22 protein-coding genes and 1 riboswitch are annotated in these 25,871 nt (G+C 40.2%); of the genes, 15 read left to right on the top strand and 7 right to left on the bottom strand.

Annotated features, from left to right (window positions below):
• Window positions 1-152: 152 nt before the first annotated feature.
• Window positions 153-1,064, bottom strand: coding sequence for an alpha/beta hydrolase (locus HJG58_RS03980; RefSeq protein ID WP_004790086.1), 912 nt, complete (start codon window positions 1,062-1,064; stop codon window positions 153-155).
• 152 nt (window positions 1,065-1,216) lie between these two features.
• Here HJG58_RS03980 and HJG58_RS03985 point away from each other — a divergent pair, with 152 nt between their 5' ends.
• Window positions 1,217-1,654: a DUF2147 domain-containing protein gene (locus HJG58_RS03985; protein WP_005066784.1), complete on the top strand. Its 438-nt coding sequence runs from the start codon at window positions 1,217-1,219 to the stop codon at window positions 1,652-1,654.
• A 38-nt stretch (window positions 1,655-1,692) separates the two neighbouring features.
• Here the strand turns inward: HJG58_RS03985 and HJG58_RS03990 are convergent, their stop codons facing one another.
• A complete protein-coding gene (locus tag HJG58_RS03990) occupies window positions 1,693-2,043 on the bottom strand; it encodes an arsenate reductase (protein ID WP_068564562.1) in 351 nt (116 codons plus the stop codon).
• Between the two features lie 452 nt (window positions 2,044-2,495).
• On the bottom strand, window positions 2,496-3,320 hold the full coding sequence (locus tag HJG58_RS03995; protein ID WP_170248004.1) for an exodeoxyribonuclease III: 825 nt from the start codon (window positions 3,318-3,320) through the stop codon (window positions 2,496-2,498).
• Between the two features lie 38 nt (window positions 3,321-3,358).
• Between HJG58_RS03995 and pyrE the strand changes: the two genes are divergently transcribed.
• Window positions 3,359-4,009 carry an orotate phosphoribosyltransferase gene (gene pyrE, locus HJG58_RS04000; protein WP_170248005.1) on the top strand — a complete coding sequence of 217 codons (651 nt, stop codon included), beginning with the start codon at window positions 3,359-3,361 and terminating at the stop codon, window positions 4,007-4,009.
• A 52-nt stretch (window positions 4,010-4,061) separates the two neighbouring features.
• Here the strand turns inward: pyrE and HJG58_RS04005 are convergent, their stop codons facing one another.
• Together HJG58_RS04005 and HJG58_RS04010 are read right to left on the bottom strand one after the other, a co-directional pair.
• Entirely contained in the window at window positions 4,062-6,248 is a 2,187-nt protein-coding gene (locus tag HJG58_RS04005) for a TonB-dependent receptor (RefSeq protein ID WP_171545208.1), read from the bottom strand.
• 230 nt (window positions 6,249-6,478) lie between these two features.
• A complete protein-coding gene (locus HJG58_RS04010; RefSeq protein ID WP_002122004.1) occupies window positions 6,479-6,691 on the bottom strand; it encodes a DUF1737 domain-containing protein in 213 nt (70 codons plus the stop codon).
• A gap of 160 nt (window positions 6,692-6,851) precedes the next feature.
• On the opposite strand from HJG58_RS04010, the gene gshB reads away from it, so the two are divergent.
• The 8 genes from gshB (at window position 6,852) to lpxC (ending at window position 16,088) form a co-directional block, all read left to right on the top strand.
• On the top strand, window positions 6,852-7,796 hold the full coding sequence (gene gshB / locus HJG58_RS04015) for a glutathione synthase (RefSeq protein ID WP_063097684.1): 945 nt from the start codon (window positions 6,852-6,854) through the stop codon (window positions 7,794-7,796).
• 237 nt (window positions 7,797-8,033) lie between these two features.
• A complete protein-coding gene (gene murG, locus HJG58_RS04020; protein ID WP_032036138.1) occupies window positions 8,034-9,131 on the top strand; it encodes an undecaprenyldiphospho-muramoylpentapeptide beta-N-acetylglucosaminyltransferase in 1,098 nt (365 codons plus the stop codon).
• Window positions 9,132-9,142: 11 nt separating this feature from the next.
• Window positions 9,143-10,591: a UDP-N-acetylmuramate--L-alanine ligase gene (gene murC / locus HJG58_RS04025; RefSeq protein WP_170248006.1), complete on the top strand. Its 1,449-nt coding sequence runs from the start codon at window positions 9,143-9,145 to the stop codon at window positions 10,589-10,591.
• A gap of 37 nt (window positions 10,592-10,628) precedes the next feature.
• Complete coding sequence (locus HJG58_RS04030) at window positions 10,629-11,555, top strand: D-alanine--D-alanine ligase (protein WP_002121862.1); 927 nt, start codon at window positions 10,629-10,631, stop codon at window positions 11,553-11,555.
• Window positions 11,556-11,557: 2 nt separating this feature from the next.
• A complete protein-coding gene (locus HJG58_RS04035; RefSeq protein ID WP_002122049.1) occupies window positions 11,558-12,412 on the top strand; it encodes a cell division protein FtsQ/DivIB in 855 nt (284 codons plus the stop codon).
• Between the two features lie 60 nt (window positions 12,413-12,472).
• Complete coding sequence (gene ftsA / locus HJG58_RS04040; protein ID WP_002122057.1) at window positions 12,473-13,735, top strand: cell division protein FtsA; 1,263 nt, start codon at window positions 12,473-12,475, stop codon at window positions 13,733-13,735.
• A gap of 164 nt (window positions 13,736-13,899) precedes the next feature.
• Window positions 13,900-15,075, top strand: a complete 1,176-nt coding sequence (ftsZ, locus tag HJG58_RS04045; protein ID WP_002121912.1) for a cell division protein FtsZ — start codon at window positions 13,900-13,902, stop codon at window positions 15,073-15,075.
• Between the two features lie 110 nt (window positions 15,076-15,185).
• Window positions 15,186-16,088 (top strand): UDP-3-O-acyl-N-acetylglucosamine deacetylase, encoded by a 903-nt coding sequence (gene lpxC / locus HJG58_RS04050; protein ID WP_017399846.1) that lies wholly within the window; start codon window positions 15,186-15,188, stop codon window positions 16,086-16,088.
• 97 nt (window positions 16,089-16,185) lie between these two features.
• Here the strand turns inward: lpxC and HJG58_RS04055 are convergent, their stop codons facing one another.
• Window positions 16,186-16,632, bottom strand: coding sequence for a DciA family protein (locus HJG58_RS04055; protein WP_170248007.1), 447 nt, complete (start codon window positions 16,630-16,632; stop codon window positions 16,186-16,188).
• A gap of 100 nt (window positions 16,633-16,732) precedes the next feature.
• Between HJG58_RS04055 and HJG58_RS04060 the strand changes: the two genes are divergently transcribed.
• The 5 genes from HJG58_RS04060 to HJG58_RS04080 all read left to right on the top strand — a co-directional run bounded on the left by HJG58_RS04060 (window position 16,733) and on the right by HJG58_RS04080 (window position 23,619).
• Window positions 16,733-17,425, top strand: a complete 693-nt coding sequence (locus HJG58_RS04060) for a M23 family metallopeptidase (protein WP_046811806.1) — start codon at window positions 16,733-16,735, stop codon at window positions 17,423-17,425.
• Window positions 17,426-17,675: 250 nt separating this feature from the next.
• A complete protein-coding gene (gene aceE, locus HJG58_RS04065) occupies window positions 17,676-20,393 on the top strand; it encodes a pyruvate dehydrogenase (acetyl-transferring), homodimeric type (RefSeq protein ID WP_014207931.1) in 2,718 nt (905 codons plus the stop codon).
• A gap of 2 nt (window positions 20,394-20,395) precedes the next feature.
• Complete coding sequence (locus HJG58_RS04070; protein ID WP_170248008.1) at window positions 20,396-22,381, top strand: 2-oxo acid dehydrogenase subunit E2; 1,986 nt, start codon at window positions 20,396-20,398, stop codon at window positions 22,379-22,381.
• Window positions 22,382-22,527: 146 nt separating this feature from the next.
• Window positions 22,528-22,806 carry a hypothetical protein gene (locus HJG58_RS04075; protein ID WP_170248009.1) on the top strand — a complete coding sequence of 93 codons (279 nt, stop codon included), beginning with the start codon at window positions 22,528-22,530 and terminating at the stop codon, window positions 22,804-22,806.
• Window positions 22,807-22,842: 36 nt separating this feature from the next.
• Window positions 22,843-23,028: riboswitch (yybP-ykoY riboswitch) on the top strand.
• A 15-nt stretch (window positions 23,029-23,043) separates the two neighbouring features.
• Window positions 23,044-23,619 carry a TMEM165/GDT1 family protein gene (locus HJG58_RS04080; RefSeq protein WP_005804434.1) on the top strand — a complete coding sequence of 192 codons (576 nt, stop codon included), beginning with the start codon at window positions 23,044-23,046 and terminating at the stop codon, window positions 23,617-23,619.
• 59 nt (window positions 23,620-23,678) lie between these two features.
• On the opposite strand, the gene HJG58_RS04085 is transcribed toward HJG58_RS04080, so the two are convergent.
• Window positions 23,679-25,835: a TonB-dependent siderophore receptor gene (locus HJG58_RS04085; protein ID WP_170248010.1), complete on the bottom strand. Its 2,157-nt coding sequence runs from the start codon at window positions 25,833-25,835 to the stop codon at window positions 23,679-23,681.
• Between the last annotated feature and the right edge of the window lie 36 nt (window positions 25,836-25,871).

Genomic DNA, 25,871 nt, shown 5'->3' on the forward strand with positions numbered 1-25,871 from the left:
TAGATGCCTCTTTGTTGGACCATCCTAAAATTGGATTGTTTAAATAATTTATATTTTAAACATAACATGATTTTCATTTTATATATGATGACTTTTTATAAAGAAAATGATGTGAAAAGTTTTATTCACTGTTCACACCATTTATAGATAAATTAAGTTTTATCAAGTTCGTGAGCAAATTCAGCAATATCTGCCAATGCTTGTTTAGCCTCATCAAACCATGCATTAAACATCTGGAAGTTATGCCACATGCCTGTATAAAGTTTGAATTGAACTTTAACACCTGCATCTTCGGCTTTCTCTCTAAAACGTTTGGCATCGTCTAATAAGATTTCTTTAGAGCCCACTTGAACCAAAGTGGGCGGTAGACCATGCAAGTCATCGAAAATAGGCGAAACACGTGGGTCATCAGCTGCAATATGATTGCCTATATAGTATTGAGTTCCTGTTTGCAGCGCTTCAATAGAGAGTAAGGCATCATGTTTTTTATTAAATCTGAGTGACTCACTCGTGAGTGTTAAATCCAAAAATGGAGATAACAAAATCAGGCCACTTGGCATGAGCTCAGGTTGTTCTTTTAAACGTAAGCAAAGTGCTAGCGCTAAATTTGCTCCGCATGAATCACCTGACAAAATAATATCTTTAGGTTGGATGCCTTGGACCACTAAAGACTGATAGATGTCGTATAGAGCTTCGGTTGCCTCAGGGTAGGGATGCTCTGGTGCAAGAGGATAATCCACATGGATAATCTGCATTTGAGTACGGGCAGCTAAATCCGTCATAAAAGCATGATGTGTTTTGACACTACCAAGGAAAAAAGCACCGCCGTGAATGTGAAAAATTAGTTGAGTCGCAGAATCTTGCGGCTTGATTTCTTCACCTTTAATACCTGCTAGTCGAATCGGGCGCACAGAAACATTTTTTTGTCGTGGGAAAGCACGACACATCTGATCAAGCACAGGGCGTAAGGCAGTAGCCGGCAAATTTAGCTGGCTTGGCTTGCGAATTGTTGTTTTAAGAAAAGTTTCTGTAAAATAATATTTCCAAACATTTGATATATTCATATAGCATCCATTTTTATGCTAGTTTCTTGTTTTCTTGTAAATTTTATTTTGCAAGATTACAAGGTTACACGAAACAGTCACATTCAAAAATTGCAATATCTTTGCGACTTCTGAATACTAAAAATCTTGAAAGACCCAAGGATATTACAAAAATGAAAAAGATTGCTTTAGCTTTAGGACTCATTGGTATGGCTGCATTTGCCAATGCGGCTGATTCACTCAATGGAACGGTATGGAAAACGATTGATGATCAGACCAACAAGCCAAAAGCCGTAGTGAAATTTACGGAACAGAAGGACGGAACCTTAACTGCAACCATTCAGAGCATTTTGACACCAGGTGAAGAAAACGCTTGTACAAAATGTGAAGGTCCGTACAAAAACAAACCGCTTAAAGGTGTCACCATTGTACATAATTTAAAAAATGTAGGTGGTAACAGTTATGAAAACGGTACGATTTTAGACCCAAAATCAGGTAAAACTTACAAACTGAAAGGTGAGTTAACCGATGGCGGCAAAAAGCTTAAATTACGTGGTTATATTGGCGTTTCTGCACTTGGTCGTAACCAAACATGGATTCGCGCGAACTAAAAGTTTTAATAAAAAAACGAGCCAAATGGCTCGTTTTTTTATGCTTGAATATTTTGATAGGCGGTTTCATCGAAACCTACAATAAAGCCTTGTGGAGTTTTTAAAACAGGTCTTTTAATCAAACTTGGTTGAGCAATGAGTGCTTCAATGAGGTTTTCTTCACTGCTTAGAGCACGGTTTTGTTCTTCTTCTGAAAGCTTGCGCCAAGTCGTCCCTTTTTTGTTAAGAACGGTATCTTGCCCAATTTCTTTTAACCAAATTTTTAGGGTATCTGCATCGATCCCTTGTTTTTTATAATCATGAAAATCATAGTTAAGCCCTTTAGCTTGCAAGGCATCAAATGCTTTTTTCATTGAGTTACAGTTTTTAATTCCATAAATTTTTAACATTTTATCGGACCATGTCAAAAAGAGAGATCACACAGCCTAACCCAAAATGCTTTTAAGCACTACTTTATACCGATACTTTTAAAACAAATGAAAATTAATGATTAATCGAAAGAGAAATGTCATGTTATTGTCATAAGACAAGGTAATAATGAGCTTAATAAGAAGAAGTTAAAACTAAAAGAACTTAGCGCAAAATAAGAGACAGAAAAGAGAAAACCCGCATTTAATCATCCTGATCATGCGGGTCTCATTTCAACGTCCAATGTCACATCCTTGCAAATAAACTTATCATAAGTTTATTTTATCTTCCTACGGCGTCCTATCCTTTTGCGTCATCCTGACTGCTTCCCTGTGCCGTGGGGCTATAATGCCGTTAAAGCTGTGTAAGAAAAATACTCAAAAACGACATATGCTGTAAGCGAAAACGACAATGTAAGTGAACAAGTGTTCACTTATTCTTGAATTTTATAGTCGATAATAACGGGTGCGTGGTCGCTAAACCATTGATCTTTATAAACCCAAGCATTAATTGTACGTGCTTTCCAGTCTGGCGAGCATGCATGGTAATCAATACGCCAACCTACATTTTTTGCACGAGCTTGACCGCGATTTGACCACCATGAATAAAGTTCCGCTTCTGTGCGAACTACACGGAAGGTGTCAACATAACCAAGTTCATCATAGATATGATCAAGCCAAGCACGTTCATGTGGTAAACAACCAGATGATTTCTGGTTACCTGACCAGTTTTTGATATCAATTCGTTTATGAACAATGTTGTAGTCACCACAAATGATGACTGATTTGTTTTCATCACGCCATTGTTTCAAGATTTTTGCGTATTCACCTAAAAATAAATCTTTACGTGCTTGCGCTTCTTCACCACTTGAGCCCGAAGGTAAGTATAATGACGCAATATGTACCGGATGTGACAAACCTAAATCGAATTCCGCGGAAATAAAGCGGCCTTGACTGTCAGCCAACTCAAACCCTAAACCATCTTTAACAGAGACGAAGGGTAGGCGGCTATATATCGCAGTCCCCGCGTAACCTGCACGCTCTGCTGGAAAGAGATGGGTATGCCATCCTTCGGGTCTGAATTTTTCAGTCCATTGTTCATGGTTAATGCGGCTTTCCTGCATGCATACGACATCGGCATCTGATTGTTCTAACCATTCAAGTAAGCCTTTCGTTACTGAAGAACGTAAGCCATTTACGTTAATGGAAACGACTCGAAGAATTTTTACATCACTTGGATACTGATCCTTTGGTATCATGCGAAAATTTAACCTCAATTGTGAATTTGGAGCACCTCATGACAACGCCTGTGTCATTTCACCCGCAAGCATTTATCGAACTCGCATTATCACGCGGTGTGCTTAAATTTGGTGAGTTTACTTTAAAATCTGGACGCGTGAGTCCTTATTTTTTTAATGCAGGCCTACTCAACGATGGTGAAGCTTTATCTCTTTTAGCACAAGGCTATGCTGATAAATTAACACAATGTGAAAATGTTGATGTGATTTTTGGACCAGCTTACAAAGGTATTCCTTTTGTAGCAGCGACTGCTGTTGCTTTGTCTCAAGTCCATAACAAAAGTGTGCCATGGGGCTTTAACCGTAAAGAAGCGAAAGATCATGGTGAGGGCGGTGTTTTAGTCGGTGCTACGGTTGAAGGTAAAAAGGTCTGGATTATTGATGATGTAATTACTGCAGGTACAGCAATTCGTGAAGTCGTAACGATTTTGAAAAATGCTGGTGCAACTATTGCGGGTGTTTTGGTGGCATTAGATCGTCAAGAACGTGGTCAAGGTGAGCTTTCTGCAATTCAAGAAGTTCAAAAAGAGTTAGAAATTCCTGTACATGCACTGATTACCATGAAAGATTTAATGGATTATTTGGATGCAAAAGGCGAGAAAGAGTCTTTAGCAAACATGCAAGCTTATCGTGAGAAATACGGTATCTAAAAATAAAAGGGCATACCTCTAAATAGAGGGGTATGCCAGTTTAATATTTTATTTAAAATTGATAATTAAAACGAACTAAAACATTACGTGGTGTGCCTGGCATGCTGTCTGAGCGCCAGTATTCTTTATTGGTTAGGTTGTTCACTGCAAGTGTGACATTCCAAGGGTCAGCACTATAGCCAATTGCTGCATCGACACGGTTAAAGCCTTCCATTTTTACTTGATTATTAATATTTGGATAATAAGAGCCGACATAAGTCACGCCCACTTCGGTATACCACTGCTCGGTTGGTAAATAGCGAACAAATAAATTACCCGTATTTTTAGATGTGTTGGCTAAATAGTTACCTTCTTGTTCAGGCTTTTGTTTATCTTCTTTCACTTTTGCATCTGTATAGCCATAACCACCGCGGACAAAGAGATTATCAAGTACACGACCAATAAAACTAAATTCCAGACCACGAGATTGATGCTGACCAGCAGTTGCCCATACATCTGGTTGCTCATTAGGATTTGGTTTATAGCGGATATTATTTTTACGAATATCAAAGACAGAAAATTGAGTATTTAAACGATTATCTAACCATTCGCTTTTTACCCCAACTTCATATTGCTCGTTATATTGAGGCTCTTTATCCATCTTTGTGACATCGGTGTTTCCAGTAACTTGGTTAACACCCATTTGTCCGCCAAATGGAGCAAAGCTTTTAGAATAAGACGTATAAAAGCTATGTTCAGGAAGCGGTTGCCATACCAAACCAACATTTGGGCTAAAGCTGCCATCTTTTACATTACGGTGTTCTTTTGTCAGCTTGTTGGTGGTTGAAAAGTCAAAGTAATCGTAGCGCACACCCAGCATGAGTTTAAGTTGGTCATTTAGACCAATTAAATCTTGAATAAATACGCCGTAAGTTGTGCCTTCATTATAGTTGTGCTGACTAATCTTTAATGGTCCATTGCCACGACTGTACTCTCGTTCACCAGTGATTGGATTAACGTAACCATAAATGGTTGACCCATTTTGAGTTTTATTGGCTAGACGTGGCTCTCGTTGCTCATAGGTCCAGTCTGTACCCATCATGATTTGATGTTCAAGCTGACCAGTTTTGAACTTACCCTTAATATCAAATGTATTTGTCGTTGTTTTATTGCTGGTTTGTTGCCAGTAATAAATTTGGTCGATGTAACCTTTTTTAGTACAAGTCTCATTCTTTGAATTTTTACCATCTAAACCACAATAAGTTCCAAAATAAAAGTGGTCAAAGTTTTGTTCTGCTTGTCGGTAACTTGCTGCCCAGTGAAAGTTCCAATCAGGCGCATATTGATAATTCACATCGGTGCGGACCACTTGCAAAATATCATCAACATAATCGCCGTCTTGAGCAAATCCCATTTTGATCGAAGTTTCCGCAGGCAGAATGTCGCGTGATGGTCCGCGATCAGGCACACGACCTAATTTGTCATAGGTGTATTGTGTGGTCCAAGTGAGTGTTCCATCGTCATTTTTATAAGTGAAACTTGGTGAAAACATTTCAATCTTATTTTCAATACCAGAGCGGAAGCTGCCTGACTCGCCATATTCTCCAGTTAAACGTACTGCTAAATTGTCATTAAGTACTTGGTTGATGTCAGCCGTTGTTCCGTAGTTGTCGTAAGAACCTGCATATGCACCAACTGAACTTTTAGAGTCAAAATTGGCGAATTTACTCACCATATTCACAACTCCACCGCCAGCACTACGGCCATATAAAACAGAGGCTGGGCCTTTTAAAATTTCAATACGTTCGATATTTGCTGTACTACGACGTACTTGTCCGCTTTCACGTATGCCATCACGGTAAATATCACCTGTATCAGCACCAAAACCACGAATCGTGATCCCATCACCGCGCATATCATAACTGGTTGATACCCCCGGAGTGCCTTGTAGCATAACGCTTAAATCATTCGATCCATAAATTTTATATTTCTGAACATCAATAGTATCAACGGTTTGGGGAATATCTTTTTTGTCTAAACCATTACGTGTGACATTGGCTTTGTCATAGTCGATATAACTTTTAATTGGGTCGAGCTCACTCATGGCCTCAATTTTTATGGTGGGCATGGTGGCTGCCACTTTTGATGAGTCAGTCACATCTTCTGCATAGGCACCTTGAATATTCAAGATCATTAAACTGAGTAAGCTCAGTGGGAAAAGACGCTTAATTTGGGGAGATGGTGTAGAAATGCTTAACATAAAAATAAAATCAATTAACAAAAATAAAAGTATAAATGATAATTATAATCATTTAATTGTTTAGAATAAAAGAACTATTGTCTTAAAAAATGACATATTTATTTTTTAATAACTGATTTTTAGTAAGTTAATTAGCAAATTAAACGAATTGGATGAGTTGACTCATTAGTTTTTCTTGTTAATTGAGCTTTAAAGGGGACTTTTCATCGATTAAAAGCACCCTTCTGGAATTACGCGTTATTTTTGAGAACATCTAAAATATCCATTTCTGGATCATAATTTTCATCAATTGTTTTGCAAATTGCTTGTCCCACAATGACATGCGTGCCGTTAAAGGTCATAGTGGGTGCTTCATATAACTCCCAACCATGATTCAGAGCTTTAGTCACTCGTGCACAAAAAGCAGAGTCATCAGGGCCAGTTAAATAGCGATAAAGTTTCATGCTTAGCCTTTAAAAATAGTATTTTATAACCTTAGTTTAACTGAATTTACCTTAATTCAAGATAAAGAAATAACCGATAAGGTTTTACTGAAATTAAGAAAAACCAGTGAAAAATCTCAGTTATACTCATGCTAATTTAAATTTTAAGAAGAGCTTGAGTATGCGTGTACTTGTCGTCATGGATCCGATTGAAACCGTAAACCTTAAAAAGGATTCAACCATGGCAATGTTGTGGGCGGCGAGCCGTCGTGGACATGAATTAGGTTATGCATTACAACAAGATTTATATATCGATCAGGGCAAAGCTTACGGCCTCATTTCACCGTTAAAGGTGTTCGAAGATTACAACCATTACTATGAGTTAGGCGAAAAGAAAAAAGAATCTATCGCGGCTTACGATGTTGTGCTGATGCGTAAAGACCCGCCGTTTGACATGAACTTTGTCTACACGACTTACGTGCTTGAGCAAGCTGAGCGTGAAGGTTCATGGATTATTAATAAGCCTCAATCATTACGTGATTGCAACGAAAAACTCTTTGCAACGCAATTTCCAGAGCTACAAGTACCTACACTTGTGACATCACAGCAAAGTTTAATTCGTGAATTTATTAAAGAACATGGTGATGTGATTGTTAAGCCACTTGATGGTATGGGTGGCATGGGAATTTTCCGTTTATATCAAGATGGTGTAAATATTGGTTCTACCCTAGAAATGCTTACAGAGCTAGGTACTCGTCCAATTATGGCTCAGCGTTATATTCCTGAAATTGTAGAAGGGGATAAGCGTATTTTAATGGTGAATGGTGAACCTGTTCCTTACTGCCTAGCTCGTATTCCACAAAATGGTGAAGTACGCGGCAACTTAGCGGCAGGTGGTTTAGGCCAAGCGCGTCCGCTTACTGAAAACGATAAATTGATCGCAGCTAAAATTGGTCCTTTCTTACGCGAAAAAGGTTTAGTTTTTGTAGGTTTAGATGTGATTGGTAATTATGTCACTGAAATTAATGTCACTAGCCCGACCTGTATTCGTGAAATTGATGCTCAATTTGGTACATCAATTGCCGATGATTTATTTGATGTATTAGAAGCTGGCCGTACAGCTTAATTATTTATTTCAGGTGATTTTCAGCGGTATTTATTGGAAATCACCTGAAAATATATGAATTAATAAAATAACAATACTAAATACACCACAGCTTTGTAGGCATATTTTCAAAAAAGCACATCTTTCTGTTATAAACGAGTGAAATTAGCTTTTCGTTAATGAAGCTTTAGGATTAAAATAAACGGCTACAAAAATAGATGACAATTTCCATTGTTTTTTGAGTTGAAGAATTAGACCGTGACCGATTCACAGCAAAGCAAACCTAAACATGTCATGATGATGGCTGCCGGTACAGGTGGACATGTTTTTCCAGCCCTCGCCGTAGCCAAAAAACTTCAACAACAAGGTTGTCAGGTTTCATGGTTAGCCACGCCAACAGGTATGGAAAACCGATTATTAAAAGATCAAAATATTCCAATATATCAAATTGATATTCAAGGTGTTCGTGGCAACGGATTAGTCCGTAAAATTGCTGCACCTTTTAAAATTTTAAAAGCCACTTTAAGCGCAATGCGTTATATGAAACAGCTTAAAGTTGATGCAGTTGCAGGCTTTGGCGGTTATGTTGCGGGGCCGGGTGGTTTGGCCGCACGTTTGTTAGGTATTCCTGTACTTATTCACGAACAAAATGCAGTTGCTGGTTTTACCAATGCGCAGTTGTCTCGTGTTGCTAAAGTCGTATGTGAAGCATTTCCAAATACCTTTCCTGCTGGTGGAAAAGTCGTTACAACAGGAAATCCTGTACGTCATGAAATCACAGATATTTTAAGCCCAAAGTGGCGTTATGATGAGCGTGCGCAAGCAGGACAGCCTCTAAATATTCTAATTGTTGGTGGTTCTTTAGGTGCCAAAGCACTCAATGAACGCTTACCGCCAGCATTAAAACAATTACAAGTTCCACTCAATATTTTTCACCAGTGTGGTCAGCAACAAGTTGAGGCAACTCAAGCACTTTATGCAGATGCACCAGCTAATTTAACTGTACACGTTTTGCCGTTTATTGAAGATATGGCAAAAGCTTATAGTGAAGCGGATTTAATTATTTGCCGAGCTGGAGCACTCACAGTAACAGAAGTTGCAACAGCAGGTGTGGCCGCAGTTTTTGTACCACTCCCTATAGCAGTTGATGACCATCAAACTGCAAATGCCAAATTTCTGGCGGATGTCGGTGCTGCGAAAATTTGCCAGCAATCGACCATGACGCCAGATGTTTTAAATGAATTGTTCACTTCGCTGATGAACCGCCAATTACTTACTGAAATGGCAGTGAAAGCGCGTCAACATGCCCAACCAAATGCGACTCAGCATGTGGTTGATCTTATCCAAAAAATGTAATCGGATTTACTATGTCTCCATCAACAGCTGCGAACCAAGCAAAAAAACTGATTAAAGTGCCTGAAATGCGCCGTATCAAACACATTCATTTTGTGGGGATCGGCGGTGCTGGTATGTGTGGCATTGCAGAGGTATTGGGTAACCAAGGTTATAAAATTTCTGGTTCAGACATTAAGGCGTCTAAAACTACAGAACAATTAGAGAAAAATGGCATCAAAGTTTATATTGGCCATCAACCGGAAAATATTAAAAATGCCAATGTGCTTGTAGTTTCTACAGCAATTGATCCGGAAAATCCGGAAATTAAAGCTGCAATTGAACAGCGTGTTCCAATTGTACGTCGTGCAGAAATGCTAGGTGAGCTTATGCGTTACCGTCACGGTATTGCTGTGGCTGGTACACATGGTAAAACTACAACTACAAGTCTTTTGACGACGATGTTGGCGGAAGAAAACCTTGATCCAACTTATGTTATTGGTGGCTTACTTAACAGTACAGGCGTAAATGCGGCGTTAGGTGAAAGCCGTTTCATCGTGGCTGAAGCTGATGAATCAGATGCATCTTTCCTTTATTTGCAACCAATGGCAGCGATTGTAACTAATATCGATGCTGACCATATGCATACCTATGAAGGTAGCTTTGATAAATTAAAAGATACGTTTGTACAGTTCCTTCATAACTTACCATTTTATGGTTTGGCTGTAGTTTGTGGTGATGATGCGAACATTCGTGAAATTCTGCCGCGTGTCGGCCGTCCGGTCATTACTTATGGCTTTAATGAAGATAATGACATTCGTGCAGTTGATATTGAACAAGATGGTATGCAATCGCACTTCACTGTGTTACGTAAAGGTCGTGAACCATTGCGTTTAACAATTAATCAACCAGGCTTACATAATGTTTTAAATGCCTTGGCAGCAATTGGTGTTGCCACAGATGAAGGCGTTTCTGATGATGCAATTAGCCGTGCATTAGAAGGATTTAGTGGTGTTGGCCGCCGCTTCCAAGTGCAAGGTGAATTTGAACTTGCTGATGGCAATGTTAAGTTGGTTGATGACTACGGACATCATCCAAAAGAAGTAGAAGCAACTATTAAAGCTGCTCGCCAAAGTCATCCAGACCGTCGTTTGGTTATGTTGTTCCAACCACATCGTTATTCTCGTACCCGCGATTGTTTTGATGACTTCATTGAAGTGCTCTCTCAAGTCGATCAATTATTATTGTTGGAAGTTTATCCTGCTGGTGAAAAGCCTATTGTGGGTGCAGACAGCCGTACTTTAGCGCGTAGTATTCGTTTACGCGGACAAGTAGAACCAATTTTGGTTGATCCGGTGGAAGGTAATTTGCAAAACATCATGCAAAATGTGTTACAACCAAATGACTTGTTATTAACGCAAGGTGCGGGTAACGTGGGAGCAATTTCAGTAGAACTTGCGCAACACCATTTGTATGTGAAATAAACAAAAAGTATTGAATTATCGGGTTAAGGATTTAAACGTGTCAAATGCTACAAAATTCGGCAAAGTTGCCGTGTTATTTGGTGGGAAATCGGCTGAGCGTGCTGTGTCTTTGGATAGTGGTCAGGCAGTTTTGGACGCTTTGTTACGTTCAGGTGTTCAGGCTGAAGCATTTGATCCACAAGACCGCAGTGTGACTGAACTTGTAAATTATGATCGTGCATTTATTGTATTGCATGGTCGCGGGGGTGAAGATGGCCAGATTCAAGGTGTACTTGAATGGTTAAATCTGCCTTATACAGGAACAGGTGTGCAAGGTTCTGCTATTGGCATGGATAAAGTTAAAACCAAGCAAATCTGGCAAGGTAGCGATTTACCTACAGCGCCATATCGCATTATTACTAAAGAAACAGATTTAGATGCGGTGATTGCTGAGTTAGGCTTACCTGTCATTATCAAACCTGTACATGAAGGCTCAAGTGTCGGCATGAGTAAGGTTGAGAAAGCAGAAGACTTTGCTGCAGCAATTGAAAAGGCGACTCAGCACGATGCTGTGGTTATGGCAGAAAAATGGATCACCGGTCGTGAGTTCACAATTTCATTCCTAAATGGACAACCTTTGCCTGTCATTCGTTTGCAACCACCAGCAGATGTTGCTTTCTATGACTATGAAGCGAAATATCAACGTAATGATGTAGAGTATGGTATTCCTTGTGGTCTTAGTGAGACTGAAGAGAAAAACCTACAAGCATTGTGTTTACGTGCTTTTCAGGCTGTGGGTGCAGAAGGCTGGGGTCGTATTGATGCGATGCAGGATGAGCAAGGCAATTTCTGGCTTTTAGAGGTAAATACTGTGCCAGGTATGACCAGTCACTCTTTAGTTCCAAAAGCTGCTAAAGCTGTTGGTTATAGCTTTGATGAATTGTGCGTTGCAATTCTTGAGCAAACATTGGAAGGTACGGCTTAAATATGGCACAACTTCCGGCTTCCATGCGCCGTAAACGTGCGGCCATCACCTCTATTCATGATAAACCGCCTACGCGTAAGCAGAAGCTTGCGAATGCTGGTGGATGGGTGCTGTTGGTTATTGCTTTTGTAGTGCTGGCAGTCGGAATTTATGGGCTATATAAAGTTATTACAGATGCAACAGTTGCAAAACTAGAAGTTGTAGGTTCGGCGTCTTCGGTTGAAACGCAACAAGTGATGCAACATGTTGCTCCAATTATAAAAGCAAATTATTTCACATCTGATTTAGAACAGATTCGTGACAAAACATTAGAAATTTCATGGGTAGACCGAGTTGTCGTATCTCGTGCTTGGCCCAATGGTATTCGTGTCCGTGTCATGCCTCGCCATGCTATCGCTCGTTGGGGAACAGGTCGCTTATTAAGCGATGGTGGCGATGTATTTAGTGAGGCAGAGCCGACGAATCATCCTGAACTTCCGTTGCTTCATGGGCCGGTAAGTCAGTCAAAAATGATGATGCGACGCTATAATGAAATTAATCAATTATTCCATCCTGTTAATTTACGCTTAAAAGAGTTATATCTGACTGAGCGAATGACTTGGTTTATGCAATTTGATTCTGGTTTACGTATTATTGTTGACCAAGATCAAACAATGAATAAGTTGCAACGTTTAAGTCATCTGGCACAATCTGACTTAAAACCGGTGTGGTCGAAAATCTCAGCCATTGATTTGCGATATCGTAATGGATTATCTATTCAATGGAAGAACGCAACACCACCTAAAATTGTGAATGGTCAGTTTGTTGTAACGAGTGATGACACAAGCATTGCAGGTGGAACAAAAGCAAAGCCATAATACGTGGCTTTAAAATAGGCAATTTGCCTGGTATTAAACAACAAAGAAATGGTATGAGTGATGAGTGAAGCTGTTCCCTCAGTTGTTGCGATTGACATTGGGACGCATAAAGTTTCAGTTTTGATTGGAAAAATTCATGCGCCGGATAACATTCAAGTTATCGGTATGGCAACTGCTCGCAATCGAGGCATGAATAAAGGAAAAATTGTAAGCCTCGATAAAGTCATTGCTGCGATTAAAAATGCTGTTGCTGAAGCGGAAAATATGGCCGAATGTCGCATTCATAGCGCATGGGTATCTATTCCGAGTACCGAGTTGCAAAGTTTTTATGCCTCTGGTCGCACACCAGTATCTAATCCGGCACATGTGATTACAACAAATGAAGTCGTGCGCGCGTTAGAATTGGCAAAAGCAAGTCATGTGACTTCTGATTACTATTTAGCAAGTGCAGTGCCGTTAGGCTTTGAATTAGGTGATTCTGCTGAATGGGTGCAGAATCCAATTAATATGACTGCGCATAGTATGACTGGACATTATCAGTTAATGATGATGCCTATAGCGACTATGCAAAACCTTGATCGTGCCATGAAAGGTGCAAATATCGGGGTTGAAAAAATGGTGGTGTCTTGTCTGGCAACCGCTGAGGCAAGCTTACTGAAAGATGAAAAAGAGTATGGTGTTTGTCTAGTTGATATTGGTGCAGGCATTACCAATCTTGCTGTTTATCTAGATGGACGTTTGGCTCTAGCGCGTACGTTGCAGCGTGGTGGTGAACACGTTACACGTGATATTGCTGCTGTATTGCAAACCACGACAGAAGAAGCTGAACGAATTAAAATTCTGCATGGTTGTGTCGATTTAAGTGCTGTTAAGCCAGATCACATGATTCAGGTAGAAGGAATTGATGGCCCTCAAACAATTAGCCGAATTGAGTTGTCAGAAATTATTATTGCCCGTTATGAAGAGATCTTTAGCCAGATTCGCGATGAACTCGAACAAAGCGGTGCAATTCATGGTTTATACCATGGTGTAGTATTGACAGGGGATGCTTGTCAAATAGAAGGTATGGTGAGTTTAGCTCGTCGTATGTTGGGTGTATCTGCACATTTGGGTAATCCGCCGTTACAGGTTTATGCTGATGATCAACATCAAGCAGCCTTACGTCGTTCTATGTATGCAACAGCAGCTGGTTTGCTCATGTTTAGCCAAAGTGAGTTGCAAGATGCTGTTGAAGAGCCTGAAGAGGCAAATGACCGTTCGGTATGGGAACGAATGGTAAATGGCTGGAATGCGTTTAATAGCAAATTAAAAGCCATTTTTTAGGATGTATGTATTTATTGGTAGAATTGTTAGGAAGTTGTAAGAGAAAACCGCTGTACTTGACAAGGTTGGTATTGCACAGCATTCTTAAAATTAGTTATTTTTGAAAATCAAGGCAGTATACGGGCTGAAGTGACTGCCATAATGTATTAGGAACCCTAAAGGTCATGGCCTCATTTGAATTTATAGAAGATGAACTAAACGATGGCAACGGTCAAGCCCGTTTCACTGTATTTGGTGTAGGTGGTGGTGGCGGTAATGCCGTTCAACATATGGTGCAGTCTGATATTCAAGGTGTTAAATTCGTTTGTGCCAATACAGACAAACAAGCACTGGACTGTATGAATGCACCTTTCAAAATTCAGTTAGGCGAGCAAAGTACACGTGGTCTAGGTGCTGGTGCTAACCCTGAAGTAGGGCAAGTTGCAGCAGAAGAAAGCCGTGAAATCATTCGTCACCACCTTGAAGGTACCGATATGGTTTTCGTTACCGCTGGTATGGGTGGTGGTACGGGTACTGGCGCAGCGCCTGTTGTGGCTGAAGTTGCCAAAGAAATGGGTATTTTGACTGTTGGTGTAGTTACAACACCATTTAACTTTGAAGGCCGTCGCCGTTTAAAGTCTGCTGAGCGTGGTATTGAAGCACTTGAAGCACATGTTGATTCATTGATTATTATCCCTAACCAACGCTTATTAAGCGTATATGGTGATATTTCAATGAAGGATGCTTATAAAAAAGCTGATGATGTGTTGTTAAACGCTGTACGTAGTATCTTTGATTTGGTTGTTAACCGTGGTCACATTAACCTTGACTTCGCCGATTTGAAAACTGCAATGAGTACTCGCGGTTACGCAATGATGGGTGCTGGTTTAGGCCGTGGTGAAGATCGTGCGCGTCAAGCTGCTGAACAAGCGATCCGTAGTCCATTACTTGATAACGTAAATATTATTAATGCCAAAGGCGTGTTAATTAACATTACGGGTGGTGATGATATTACGTTACGTGAAACAGAAATCATTACTGATGTTGTGAACCAGATTGTTGACCTTGATGAAGGTGAAATCTTCTACGGTACAGTATTTGACCCAGATGCACGTGATGAATTACGCGTAACAGTGATTGCAACTGGTTTAACTCGTAATGCAGCAGATGCTGAACCGAGAAAACGTAATACGGTAAGCCATGCATCGTCTCAATCAGCTCAATCTGTTGATGAAGATGATGTTCCTGCAATCAATAAGCGTCAAAACGCTGATAATGAAGTCAGTAGCACAGCAAGTTCTACTCCGCGTTCTTCTCCAATGAGTATTCAAGATTACTTGAAAAATCAGCAACGTAAGTAAATAATCGTTAGATTTAATGAAAGGCAGTGTTTAAACACTGCCTTTTTTTATTTTTGATCAATGACTAAATATGCTAACGTATAGCGGTTTTAAAAAAGAAGTTACAAAGCATGGTGAAACAACGTACTCTCAATCGTGTGGTAAAAGCGAGTGGAATAGGTCTTCATAGCGGTCAAAAAGTGATGATCAATTTCATTCCACATACCGTGGATGGAGGTATTGTATTTCGCCGTATCGATTTGGATCCACCTGTCGATATCCCTGCCAATGCTTTATTGATTCAAGAAGCTTTTATGTGTTCCAACTTGGTAACGGGAGATATAAAAGTAGGAACAATTGAGCATGTAATGAGTGCAATTGCAGGTTTAGGAATTGATAACCTGATTGTTGAGGTGTCAGCTTCTGAAGTTCCAATTATGGATGGAAGTGCCGGTCCATTTATTTACCTTTTAATGCAAGGTGGATTACGTGAACTGGATGCACCGAAAAAATTCATTAGAATATTAAAACCAGTTGAAGCACTCATCGATGATAAGAAAGCAATTTTCAGCCCTCACAATGGTTTTCAATTAAATTTCACGATTGATTTTGACCATCCGGCATTTGCTAAAGAATATCAATCTGCCACGATCGACTTTTCGACCGAAACTTTTGTTTATGAAGTCAGTGAAGCACGTACTTTTGGTTTCATGAAAGATCTGGATTACCTGAAGGCAAATAATTTAGCACTAGGTGCAAGTTTAGATAATGCAATTGGTGTAGATGATACAGGTGTAGTCAATGAAGAAGGTTTACGTTTCGCTGATGAATTCGTTAGACATAAAATATTAGATGCAGTAGGTGATTTGTATTTGCTTGGTCATCAAATTATTGCCAAGTTCGATGGCTATAAATCAGGACATGCTTTAAATAATCAGTTGTTACGCAATGTTCAAAGTGATCCGAGTAATTATGAAATTGTAACATTTGATGACGAGAATCAATGTCCAATTCCATATGTGAGCGTGACATAAGTCATTGTCTTTACTTGGCTATGTTATAATGTAACATTAAAAAGTGTGATTATTATCACATAATAAGAACGATTCTAATTAAGAAATATAAAGCTCATCATTTTTTATTGCTTGCCAAACGTAGTAAAGCTTGGCTAAGCTTAGGGTCGCTCACAAAGTCGGCTGCACTACGTAACATTTCTTGTGTTTCCGGGGGGATGGGTTTAGATGGCTCAGATGAGGGTGTATTTGAAATAGTTTTATTTCTTAATCGAACCTGAATTCTTTGTAGGTCTTTTAGGCCTTCGAGCTGAGATAATTTAGATACATATTGGTTCTGTAAATAACTGAGTTGACTAATCATCGCTTGATTTTCACCAGTAATGATTAAAGAGCCATTTTGATAACACACAACCTGCCATTGTTCCGGTTGGGGCAATAAGGGTTGGATAATTTTCGTAAGTCTTTGCCATTGCGCGACTTGCGTTGTTAGAAACGTAAGGTTTCCTGTTTTTATGTGTTTTCCGGTTTGTTGAAAAACGTTATCGGGTTTGGACATGGTCATTCTCGGATAGATTCTTGTCTTAATCTTAAGCGTTCATTTCAATTGATATCAAGGAAGAGATCATAAGGAACTTGAGTAAGAACAGTTTCAAGAGGTTTTTATGCACACGCGTCGTATTTTATTAGCGTTTTCACTTGCCGCTTCGGCAGCATCAGTTGCTTTTGCAGATTATCAAACAATTAACCAGTCTACTGACTCAGATCGATTGGAACAGCTATCAAAAACATTATCTCAAGGTTCATATACTCATCCTGATGATTTAGATCTTCCGGCGAGTGCGAAAGTTTCAGTGACCTTACGCCAAAAAACAGTTGAACTCAATAATGAGTCGCTCGCAAAGAAGTACGGTAACACAACAGCAAAAAATTCTTTTAATGCCTCTTCTTCAAATTCTTACTCTTGGTTAGTTTCTCATCCTCTTCCTGATACTGTACGAGTTTCTTCAAACTTTGGTGGTCGCACCATGGGTGGTCGTGCAGAACATCATGGCGGTTTAGATCTGGCTGCTCCGAGTGGTACACCAATCTACGCTACAGGCCCAGGTATTGTAACTAAATCTGGCTGGGGCACTGGCTATGGTCAATATGTTGAAATTAACCATGGCAATGGTTATTTAACGCGTTATGCTCATGCTTCACGTTTAATGGTGCGTGTAGGCGACCAAGTATCTGCAGGTGAACATATTGCTAATGTAGGGTGTACAGGTCGCTGTACAGGTCCGCATTTGCATTATGAAGTTGTAAAAGATGGGCAACGTAAAAACCCAACTACTTACTTGGCGATGCTTCCATAAAAGCATAGTTAAAAAAAGCAAGGTTATTAAATTTATGAATCTAAAACTAAGCTAAACTTTTTTTAACGCAAAGATTGTATAAAAAAACGCCATTATTGGCGTTTTTTTGTTATTTTGTTTACTGCTCGGTCAATGACTATTCATTCAGAAAATAATAGGGCCCCCTCACATTCACCCGAGGCAATAACTTGAAAGGGGTAAAACATGGTAAAAATACAAAGTAGATTAGAGAACAAGGAACAGGTGAATTATGGCGTTTTACGGTGACTCCGACGCACAAGAAACCCAAGAATGGCAAGATGCATTCGATTCAGTTTTACAACATATGGGAACTGAACGAGCGGCATTCTTGTTGGAAAAACTTTACCAACAAGCAATTGCTAAGCATGTTCCAATTCAACGTCTCAATACACCTTACTTAAATACAATTTCTGTTGAAGAACAACCTGCAATGCCAGGCGACCAAGATATGGAACGCCGTATTCGTGCATTGATTCGTTGGAATGCCTTAGCAATGGTACTTCGTGCGAATAAAACAGGTGATGATTTAGGTGGACACTTGGCGAGTTTCGCATCAAGTGCAACATTATATGACGTAGGTTTTAACCATTTCTTCCGCGCAAACAGCAATAGCTTTGGCGGAGATATGATTTATTACCAAGGGCACTGTGCTCCTGGTATTTATGCACGTTCATTCCTTGAAGGACGTTTAACTGAAGAGCAGTTAAGTAATTTCCGTCGTGAAGTTGGCGGTAACGGTTTACCAAGCTATCCACATCCATATTTAATGCCTGACTATTGGCAATTCCCAACCGTATCAATGGGTCTTGGTCCAATCATGTCGATTTATCAAGCACATATTCAAAAATATTTGATGAACCGTGGCTTGATCAAAGAAGAAGATCGTAAAGTTTGGGCTTATCTTGGCGATGGTGAGATGGATGAGCCAGAAAGTACTGGTGCGATTTCACTTGCTGGTCGTGAAAAGCTTGATAACCTTATTTGGGTGGTTAACTGTAACTTACAGCGTTTAGATGGTCCGGTACGTGGTAACGGTAAAATCATTCAAGAGTTAGAATCTTTATTCCGTGGTGCGGGCTGGCGTGTCATTAAAGTGGTATGGGGTCGTCATTGGGACCCACTTCTTGCAAAAGACACCTCAGGCGCTTTGAAAGCGGTAATGGAAGAGACAGTTGATGGTGAGTACCAACGCTATCAAGTGAAAGGTGGTGCATACACGCGTGAGAAATTCTTTGGCAAGTACCCAGAAGCTGCGGAACTTGTAAAAGATTTAAGCGATGAAGACATCGATAATCTCAACCGTGGTGGTCATGACCCTTACAAAGTGTTTGCTGCATATGCAGAAGCAATGAAAGCAAAAGGTCAACCAACAGTTATTCTTGCGAAAACTGTTAAAGGTTACGGTTTGTCTGAAGAAATTGAAGCGGTGAACAAAACTCACCAAATCAAAAAAATGCAGATTGACTCTTTGAAATATGTACGTGACCGTTTCAATCTTCCATTTACAGACGATAAGTTAGAAGAGCTTCCATTCTACCGCCCAAGTGAAAACTCTCCAGAAATGAAGTATATGAAGGCGCGTCGTGAAGCGTTAGGTGGTTACCTACCTGCACGTCGTAAAGAGAGTGAAATCTTAGCGATTCCTGAATTATCTGTATTTGATGCTGTATTAAATGGTTCAGGTGGTAAAGAACAATCTACTACGATGGTGATGGTTCGTTTAATTGCTTCTTTACTCAAAGAAAAAGCAATTAAAGACCGCGTAGTACCAATTGTTCCAGATGAAGCACGTACTTTTGGTCTGGAAGGTATGTTCCGTCAGCTCGGTATCTATGCTGCTCACGGTCAAAAATATACCCCAGAAGACCAAGAACAATTAATGCATTACCGTGAAGCAAGTGACGGTCACATGCTACAAGAAGGGATTAACGAAGCTGGTGCGATGAGTGCATGGGCTGCGTTGGCAACAAGTTATTCAACGAATAACTTGCCAATGATTCCAATGTATATGTACTACTCAATGTTCGGTTTCCAACGTATTGGTGACATTGCGTGGGCAGCAGGTGATGCGCAAGCTCAAGGTTTCTTGTTGGGTGCAACTGCTGGTCGTACCACATTGAACGGTGAAGGTCTACAGCACCAAGATGGTCATTCGCATATCTTGGCGAACACGATTCCAAACTGTGTATCTTATGATCCATGTTTTGGTTATGAGTTAGCTGTAATCGTGCATGACGGTTTAAAACGTATGTATGTGAACCAAGAGCGTGTGTTCTACTACTTAACTGTAATGAACGAAAACTACGAGCATCCTGCAATGCCTGAAGGCGCTGAGGAAGGCATTAAACGTGGTATGTACTTGTTCGAAAAAGATGAAAAAGCAACTGTCCAATTACTTGGTTCAGGTGTGATTCTTCGTGAAGTGATCAAGGCTGCGAAAATCTTACGTGATGAATACCAAATCCATTCAAATGTTTGGAGTGTAACAAGCTTCAATGAGTTGTCACGTGATGGTATGGCATGTGAAGAATACAACCGTTTACACCCACTTTCTGAAGAAGTGAAAGAATCTTGGGTATCTAAACAGTTACGTGGTACAGAAGGTATCGTTGTTTCAGCAACAGACCATATGCGTGCTTATAGCGAACAAATCCGTGCGTATCTTCCAGATGGTCGCCCATTTGTTGCATTAGGTACAGATGGATACGGTCGTTCAGATACACGTGCTAACTTACGTAGTTTCTTTGGTGTTGATGCTGCACATATCGTTGTTGCTACTTTGAAAAAATTAGCTGACGAAGGTGAAGTGGACGCACGTTTAGTTAAAGACGCAATTTCTAACTTTGAGTTAGATACTGACCGTCCAGTGGCATGGGCTCCTCAAGCGCATCCAGAAGTTCAGGCAGTTGCTGAATATAATGAAACGCAAACAGGTGAGGGGAACTAAGCATGCAAATTAAGACCCCTGATATTGGTGTAGACAAAGCAGTTGTTGCTGAAATTTTAGTAAAAGTTGGCGACAGTATTGCAGAAAATGACAGCCTTGTTTTGCTTGAGTCAGATAAAGCCTCTGTTGAAGTGCCTAGCACTTCAGCAGGTGTGGTGAAAAGCATCTTAATCAAAGAAGGTGATAGCGTAACTGAAGGTACGGTATTGCTTGAACTTGAAGCTGAGGGTGCTGCACCAGTAGCTCAAGCAGAAGAAGCTCCAAAAGCTGCTCCAGCAGCTGAACAAACAGCAGCACCGGCAGCGGCTCAACAGCCCTCAACTGCTGCTCAACCAGCAACGGCAACAACTAGCCAAGTGGTTGAAGTTCAAGTTCCCGATATTGGTGTTGAAAAAGCACTAGTTGGTGAGATTTTAGTAAAAGTTGGCGAACAAATCGATGTTGAACAAAGCATCGTTGTGGTTGAGTCTGACAAAGCAACTGTAGAAGTACCAAGCAGTGTTGCAGGTACTGTAGAAAGCATTCAAGTTAAAGAAGGCGATACAGTTAAAGAAGGTGTTGTTCTTATTCAAGTAAAAACAACATCTGCATCTAGTGCGCCAGCTGAGGCACCTGCTTCTACAACAGCAGCTCCGGCAGCAGCAGCTACACCAGCTCAGCAAGAAACTGTAGCATCGACTGCTACTCAATCTGGACCAGTTGATATTAACGTTCCTGATTTGGGTGTAGATAAAGCAGTTGTTGCTGAAATTTTGGTACAAGTTGGCGATAAAGTTGATGTAGACCAAAGCCTTGTTGTGGTTGAGTCAGATAAAGCGACTGTTGAAGTTCCAAGTACTGTTGCTGGCGTTGTGAAAGCGATTCACTTGCAAGCAGGCCAACAGGTTTCACAAGGTATATTACTTGCAACAATTGAAGCTGAAGGCCAAGCACCTGCTGCGGCACCAGCGGCAAAAGCAGAAGTAGCTCCAGCTCCACAGGCAGCAGCACCTAAAGCGGCAGCTCCTACTCCGACTCAGGCTGTATCTGCTCCAGCGTCTGGTAGTGATAAGTTAACCAAAGAACAAGAAGCTGAAAATGCTAAAGTTTATGCAGGACCAGCTGTTCGTAAGCTTGCTCGTGAACTTGGTGTAGTTTTATCTCAAGTTAAAACTTCTGGTGAACATGGCCGTGTTGTTAAAGAAGATATCTTTGCGTATGTGAAGACTCGTTTAACTGCGCCACAAGCTGCACCGGTTGCTGCGGCTGCACCAGCTGTTTCAGGTTTGCCAAAGCTTCCTGACTTCACTGCGTTTGGTGGTGTAGAAGAAAAAGTACTGACGCGTTTGCAGCAAGTATCAATTCCGCAATTGTCGTTGAACAACTTTATTCCGCAAGTCACTCAGTTTGATTTGGCTGATATTACTGAGTTGGAAGATTGGCGCAATGAGCTAAAAGGCAACTTCAAAAAAGAAGGTATCAGCCTGACGATTATGGCGTTCATTATCAAAGCGGTTGCGTATTTGTTGAAAGAAGAGCGTGAATTCGCAGGTCATCTATCTGATGACGGTAAATCAGTGCTCTTGCGCAATGAAATCCATATGGGAATTGCGGTAGCAACACCTGATGGTTTAACTGTGCCAGTACTTCGTAACCCAGACCAAAAATCAATTAAGCAAATTGCAGTTGAATTGGGTGTGTTAGGTCAAAAAGCACGTGATAAGAAATTAACACCGAAAGACTTGCAAGGTGCGAATTTCACTATTTCAAGTTTGGGCGCAATAGGTGGTACAGCATTTACACCACTTGTGAACTGGCCGCAAGTTGCGATTTTGGGTATTTCACCTGCAACGATGCAACCGGTTTGGAATGGTAAAGACTTTGATCCACGCTTAATGTTGCCGTTGTCGTTGTCTTATGACCACCGTGTAATTAATGGTGCAGATGCGGCTCGCTTTACTAATAAGCTTACGAAACTTCTTAAAGATATTCGTACTTTATTAATCTAATATTTTTAAATGAATCATTAAAACCTCGCTTCGGCGGGGTTTTATTTTGATATTTAATTTAATTGGTTTTAAGTTAATCTAAAGACAAAAAATGAAGTGTCGAGAGAGGAGAAATTTCTCGTTATTAGGTAAAGGAGAAAGAATAAATGGTAGGATTTTTAAAAATCATGGTGCCGATCCTATTAATTGTATTTTTATTAATGGGGCTGTGGGTGAGTGTTTTACACTTTCCTTGGGAATGGATGACCTACGTTGCAATGGGCTTGGAAGTATTTGTAGCAATGCTTATTTTGCCATTTGAGTTTCAATCTCAGCACGTAACTGGCATTAATAATTTTGGATTTGTCAACTTAAGTATTTGTTTAGCTTTACTATTGGGTCTAGGACGATTGTTGGTTTGGGTATGGATAAAATTTTTTGCCTGAATGTTTGAAAAATAGAACTACTCGAATATAATAAACGCATACTTCATTGGGGAGTAGCCGCTATTCATTTCTAAATGAATAGGTGATGATCAACATAATTGTTCAACAGAACATGGTCATCATAGCTTAAACGTCTCATCGTTTCTGAGTTGGCAAGACCTTTGATTTACCACTCTGCAGATATTTGGCTAGCAGGAGGGGTAGGTCATGGGCATTTATGCTAGCCAGAGAAACGACATGCAAGAATTTCTGATTTCTACTTCGATTGTTGCCCTTGCTGAAATGGGCGATAAAACTCAATTATTGGCCCTTTTACTGTCTGCACGTTTCCGTAAGCCAATCCCTATTCTTATTGCGATTCTTTTAGCTACTCTAATTAATCATGGTATTTCTGCTGTACTTGGACAGTGGATTACGACCGTGTTGAGCCCCGAAATTTTAGTCTGGGTTCTTGCAGCTGGCTTCATTGGTATGGCTTTCTGGATGCTTATTCCAGATAAGTTAGACGATGAAACGGATAGTATTAACAGATGGCAAAAATTTGGTGTTTTTGGTGCTACCTTCATCTTATTTTTCTTAGCTGAAATTGGTGACAAAACCCAAATTGCAACAGTCGCTTTAGCTGCACGTTATGACAGCATTTTTTGGGTGATGTTAGGTACAACCTTAGGGATGATGATTGCCAATGCGCCAGCTGTATTTATTGGTAATAAATTGGCTGAACGTTTATCTATCTCGCTCATTCATAAAATTGGTGCTGCTATTTTCTTAATTGTAGGTATCTCTACTTTAGTACAGCATTATTTCTTCTAACGCATTTGAAACTACCCAAAAAACGCACTCGAATCGAGTGCGTTTTTTTATAGGTAATTTTAATAGTTAAATTTCACAGTAAAGTTAATTTGACGTGGATTACCTAAAGTCACCAAATTTTCATTTAAGGCACCTGCATAGTAATCTTTATCGAATAGATTACGGATCGCAAGTTGAGCACCCCAATGTCCTGCATCATAGCCAGCTTCTGTATCAAATACGGTATAGCCTGGAATATGGACATCTAGCTTATCCATAGTTTTATAGGTTTCACCACGGAATCCACCGCCGACATACCAACCAAGTTTTGAGGCAGGATCAAATTTATAACGAGCCGACAGACTGTAAGCATGTTCAGGAATATTATCGAGTGCTTTTCCTACATTGCTCACATTTGCATCTTTGCTAATTTCAGCATCAATTGTGTAGGTATAGGCAGCCGTTAATTTTAAACCTTCTAAAATTTCTGCGCTTAGCTCAGTCTCGATACCACGAGTTAATTGTTCGCCACGCTGAACTTTCTCACTCGTATTAATTGGATCATTAACTACAACATTCTGACGTTTTAGGTCATACCAAGCGATAGCACCTTGAACTCGTTGATCCGGGCTTTGTAATTTCATTCCGACTTCAACCTGTTTCCCTTCTTCAGGTTTGAACGGATTGTTATTTACATCAGTACCGCTATTTGGGGTAAACGAGGTGGCATAGCTGACATAAGGAGCCACAATGTCATTAATGGTATACATCATAGAGGCGCTGCCCGTAAATGCTTCATCAGACTGTTTACTCGTGTTGCTGTTAACCAGACTTGTAGTTTGAGTTTGCGCCCAGTCTTGACGACCAGATAAGCTTAAAAGTAATTGGTCATTAAGCTGAATACGGTCACGAATATATAATCCTGTGTATTTTAAGCGGTTAATATCGTGGTTGCTGATAGGATTGGAACAGGTAACAGTTTGCCCATATACAGGAGCATATATGTTTAAATCCCCGACATTACAACGGTTGTTGGTGTAATCACTTTTTTCCTGAAAGGCATCAACACCTACATTAAGATCGTGCTGCATACCATATAAATCAAACTGTTTATTTAAACGGTTATCGATGGCAAAGCTTAAATTATCAATAATTTGGTGGCGGCTGTTATTTTTACGACTAATGGTGGTGTAGTTTTTATCTGCCCAAAAGTTGTTGCCCGTGCGAGCAAAGACAGCAGTACCATCCATTTCAGTTTTTTGTACGGCAAAGTTCTGATTAAAGTTCCAACCATTATCAAAAGCGTGTTTAAAGGTATAACCTGTGCGGTAAACATCTGCTTCATATTTACCAAAGTTAGGATCGCCAATATATAAACTTCGGTCTATAGCCCCGTTGGGATTGTCTTTTAATGTACCAATGACAGGTAAACCTTGTTGACGGATGTATTCGCGATGCTGATAGCTTGCGATGACAGAGAGATCAGTGTTATCCCCTAAGTCAAAGTTATAAGAGGGAGAGATGTAGTAATTTTTAAAATATACATAATCTGTTGGGTCATCTTGGTCTGAGATACGACCATTTAAACGGAAAGCACCTTTTTCACTATTATTAGGACTATAGTTTAAATCGAACGTACCTTCTTTAAGGCTGTAGCTGCCATAAGTCATAGTGGCCCGAGCAAAGCTTTCAGCTTGAGGGCGTTTAGTCACTAAGTTGACCATACCTCCTGGAGCAACCAAACCAAAATTAATAGATGCAGGCCCTTTTAAAACTTGTACCTGATCCATGCCTGATATTTCAGCTGCTACAGATGGAGTTGGAGAGCTTTGACCAATTCTTAAACCATCTACATAAACTGAATCAGAAGAAGTTTGTCCTCGAATAATGAAATCATCCCAACCACGACGACCAAGTTTCCCAGCTCCAACACCTGCAACGCCTTCAAGTGCATCTGTAAGTGTCTTTGCTTGTTTTTGGTCAAGTTGCTCACGGGTCACCACTGAAACCGACTGAGCAATTTTAAATAAAGGTGCGTCTGATTTTAAGGCAGAGTTTGCTTTCGTTGCGACGTAAGGTGAAGAGCTTTCTTTTTGCGCTTGAACAGAAATAGTGGGGAGAACACTGGTTGAGTTTTGTTGTTCTGTCATTTCTTCAGCGTGACTTGCTGTCATCGAAGTAAAAATAGCAACTGCTAACAATGTTTTTGATGTTGAAAAACGGAAGGGTTGATTCATGGGAGGCCTAAGCAGCACAAAAAGTAAATTTGATAA

This window comes from Acinetobacter geminorum, from assembly GCF_013009345.1.
In the GTDB taxonomy this organism is placed as follows: domain Bacteria; phylum Pseudomonadota; class Gammaproteobacteria; order Pseudomonadales; family Moraxellaceae; genus Acinetobacter; species Acinetobacter geminorum.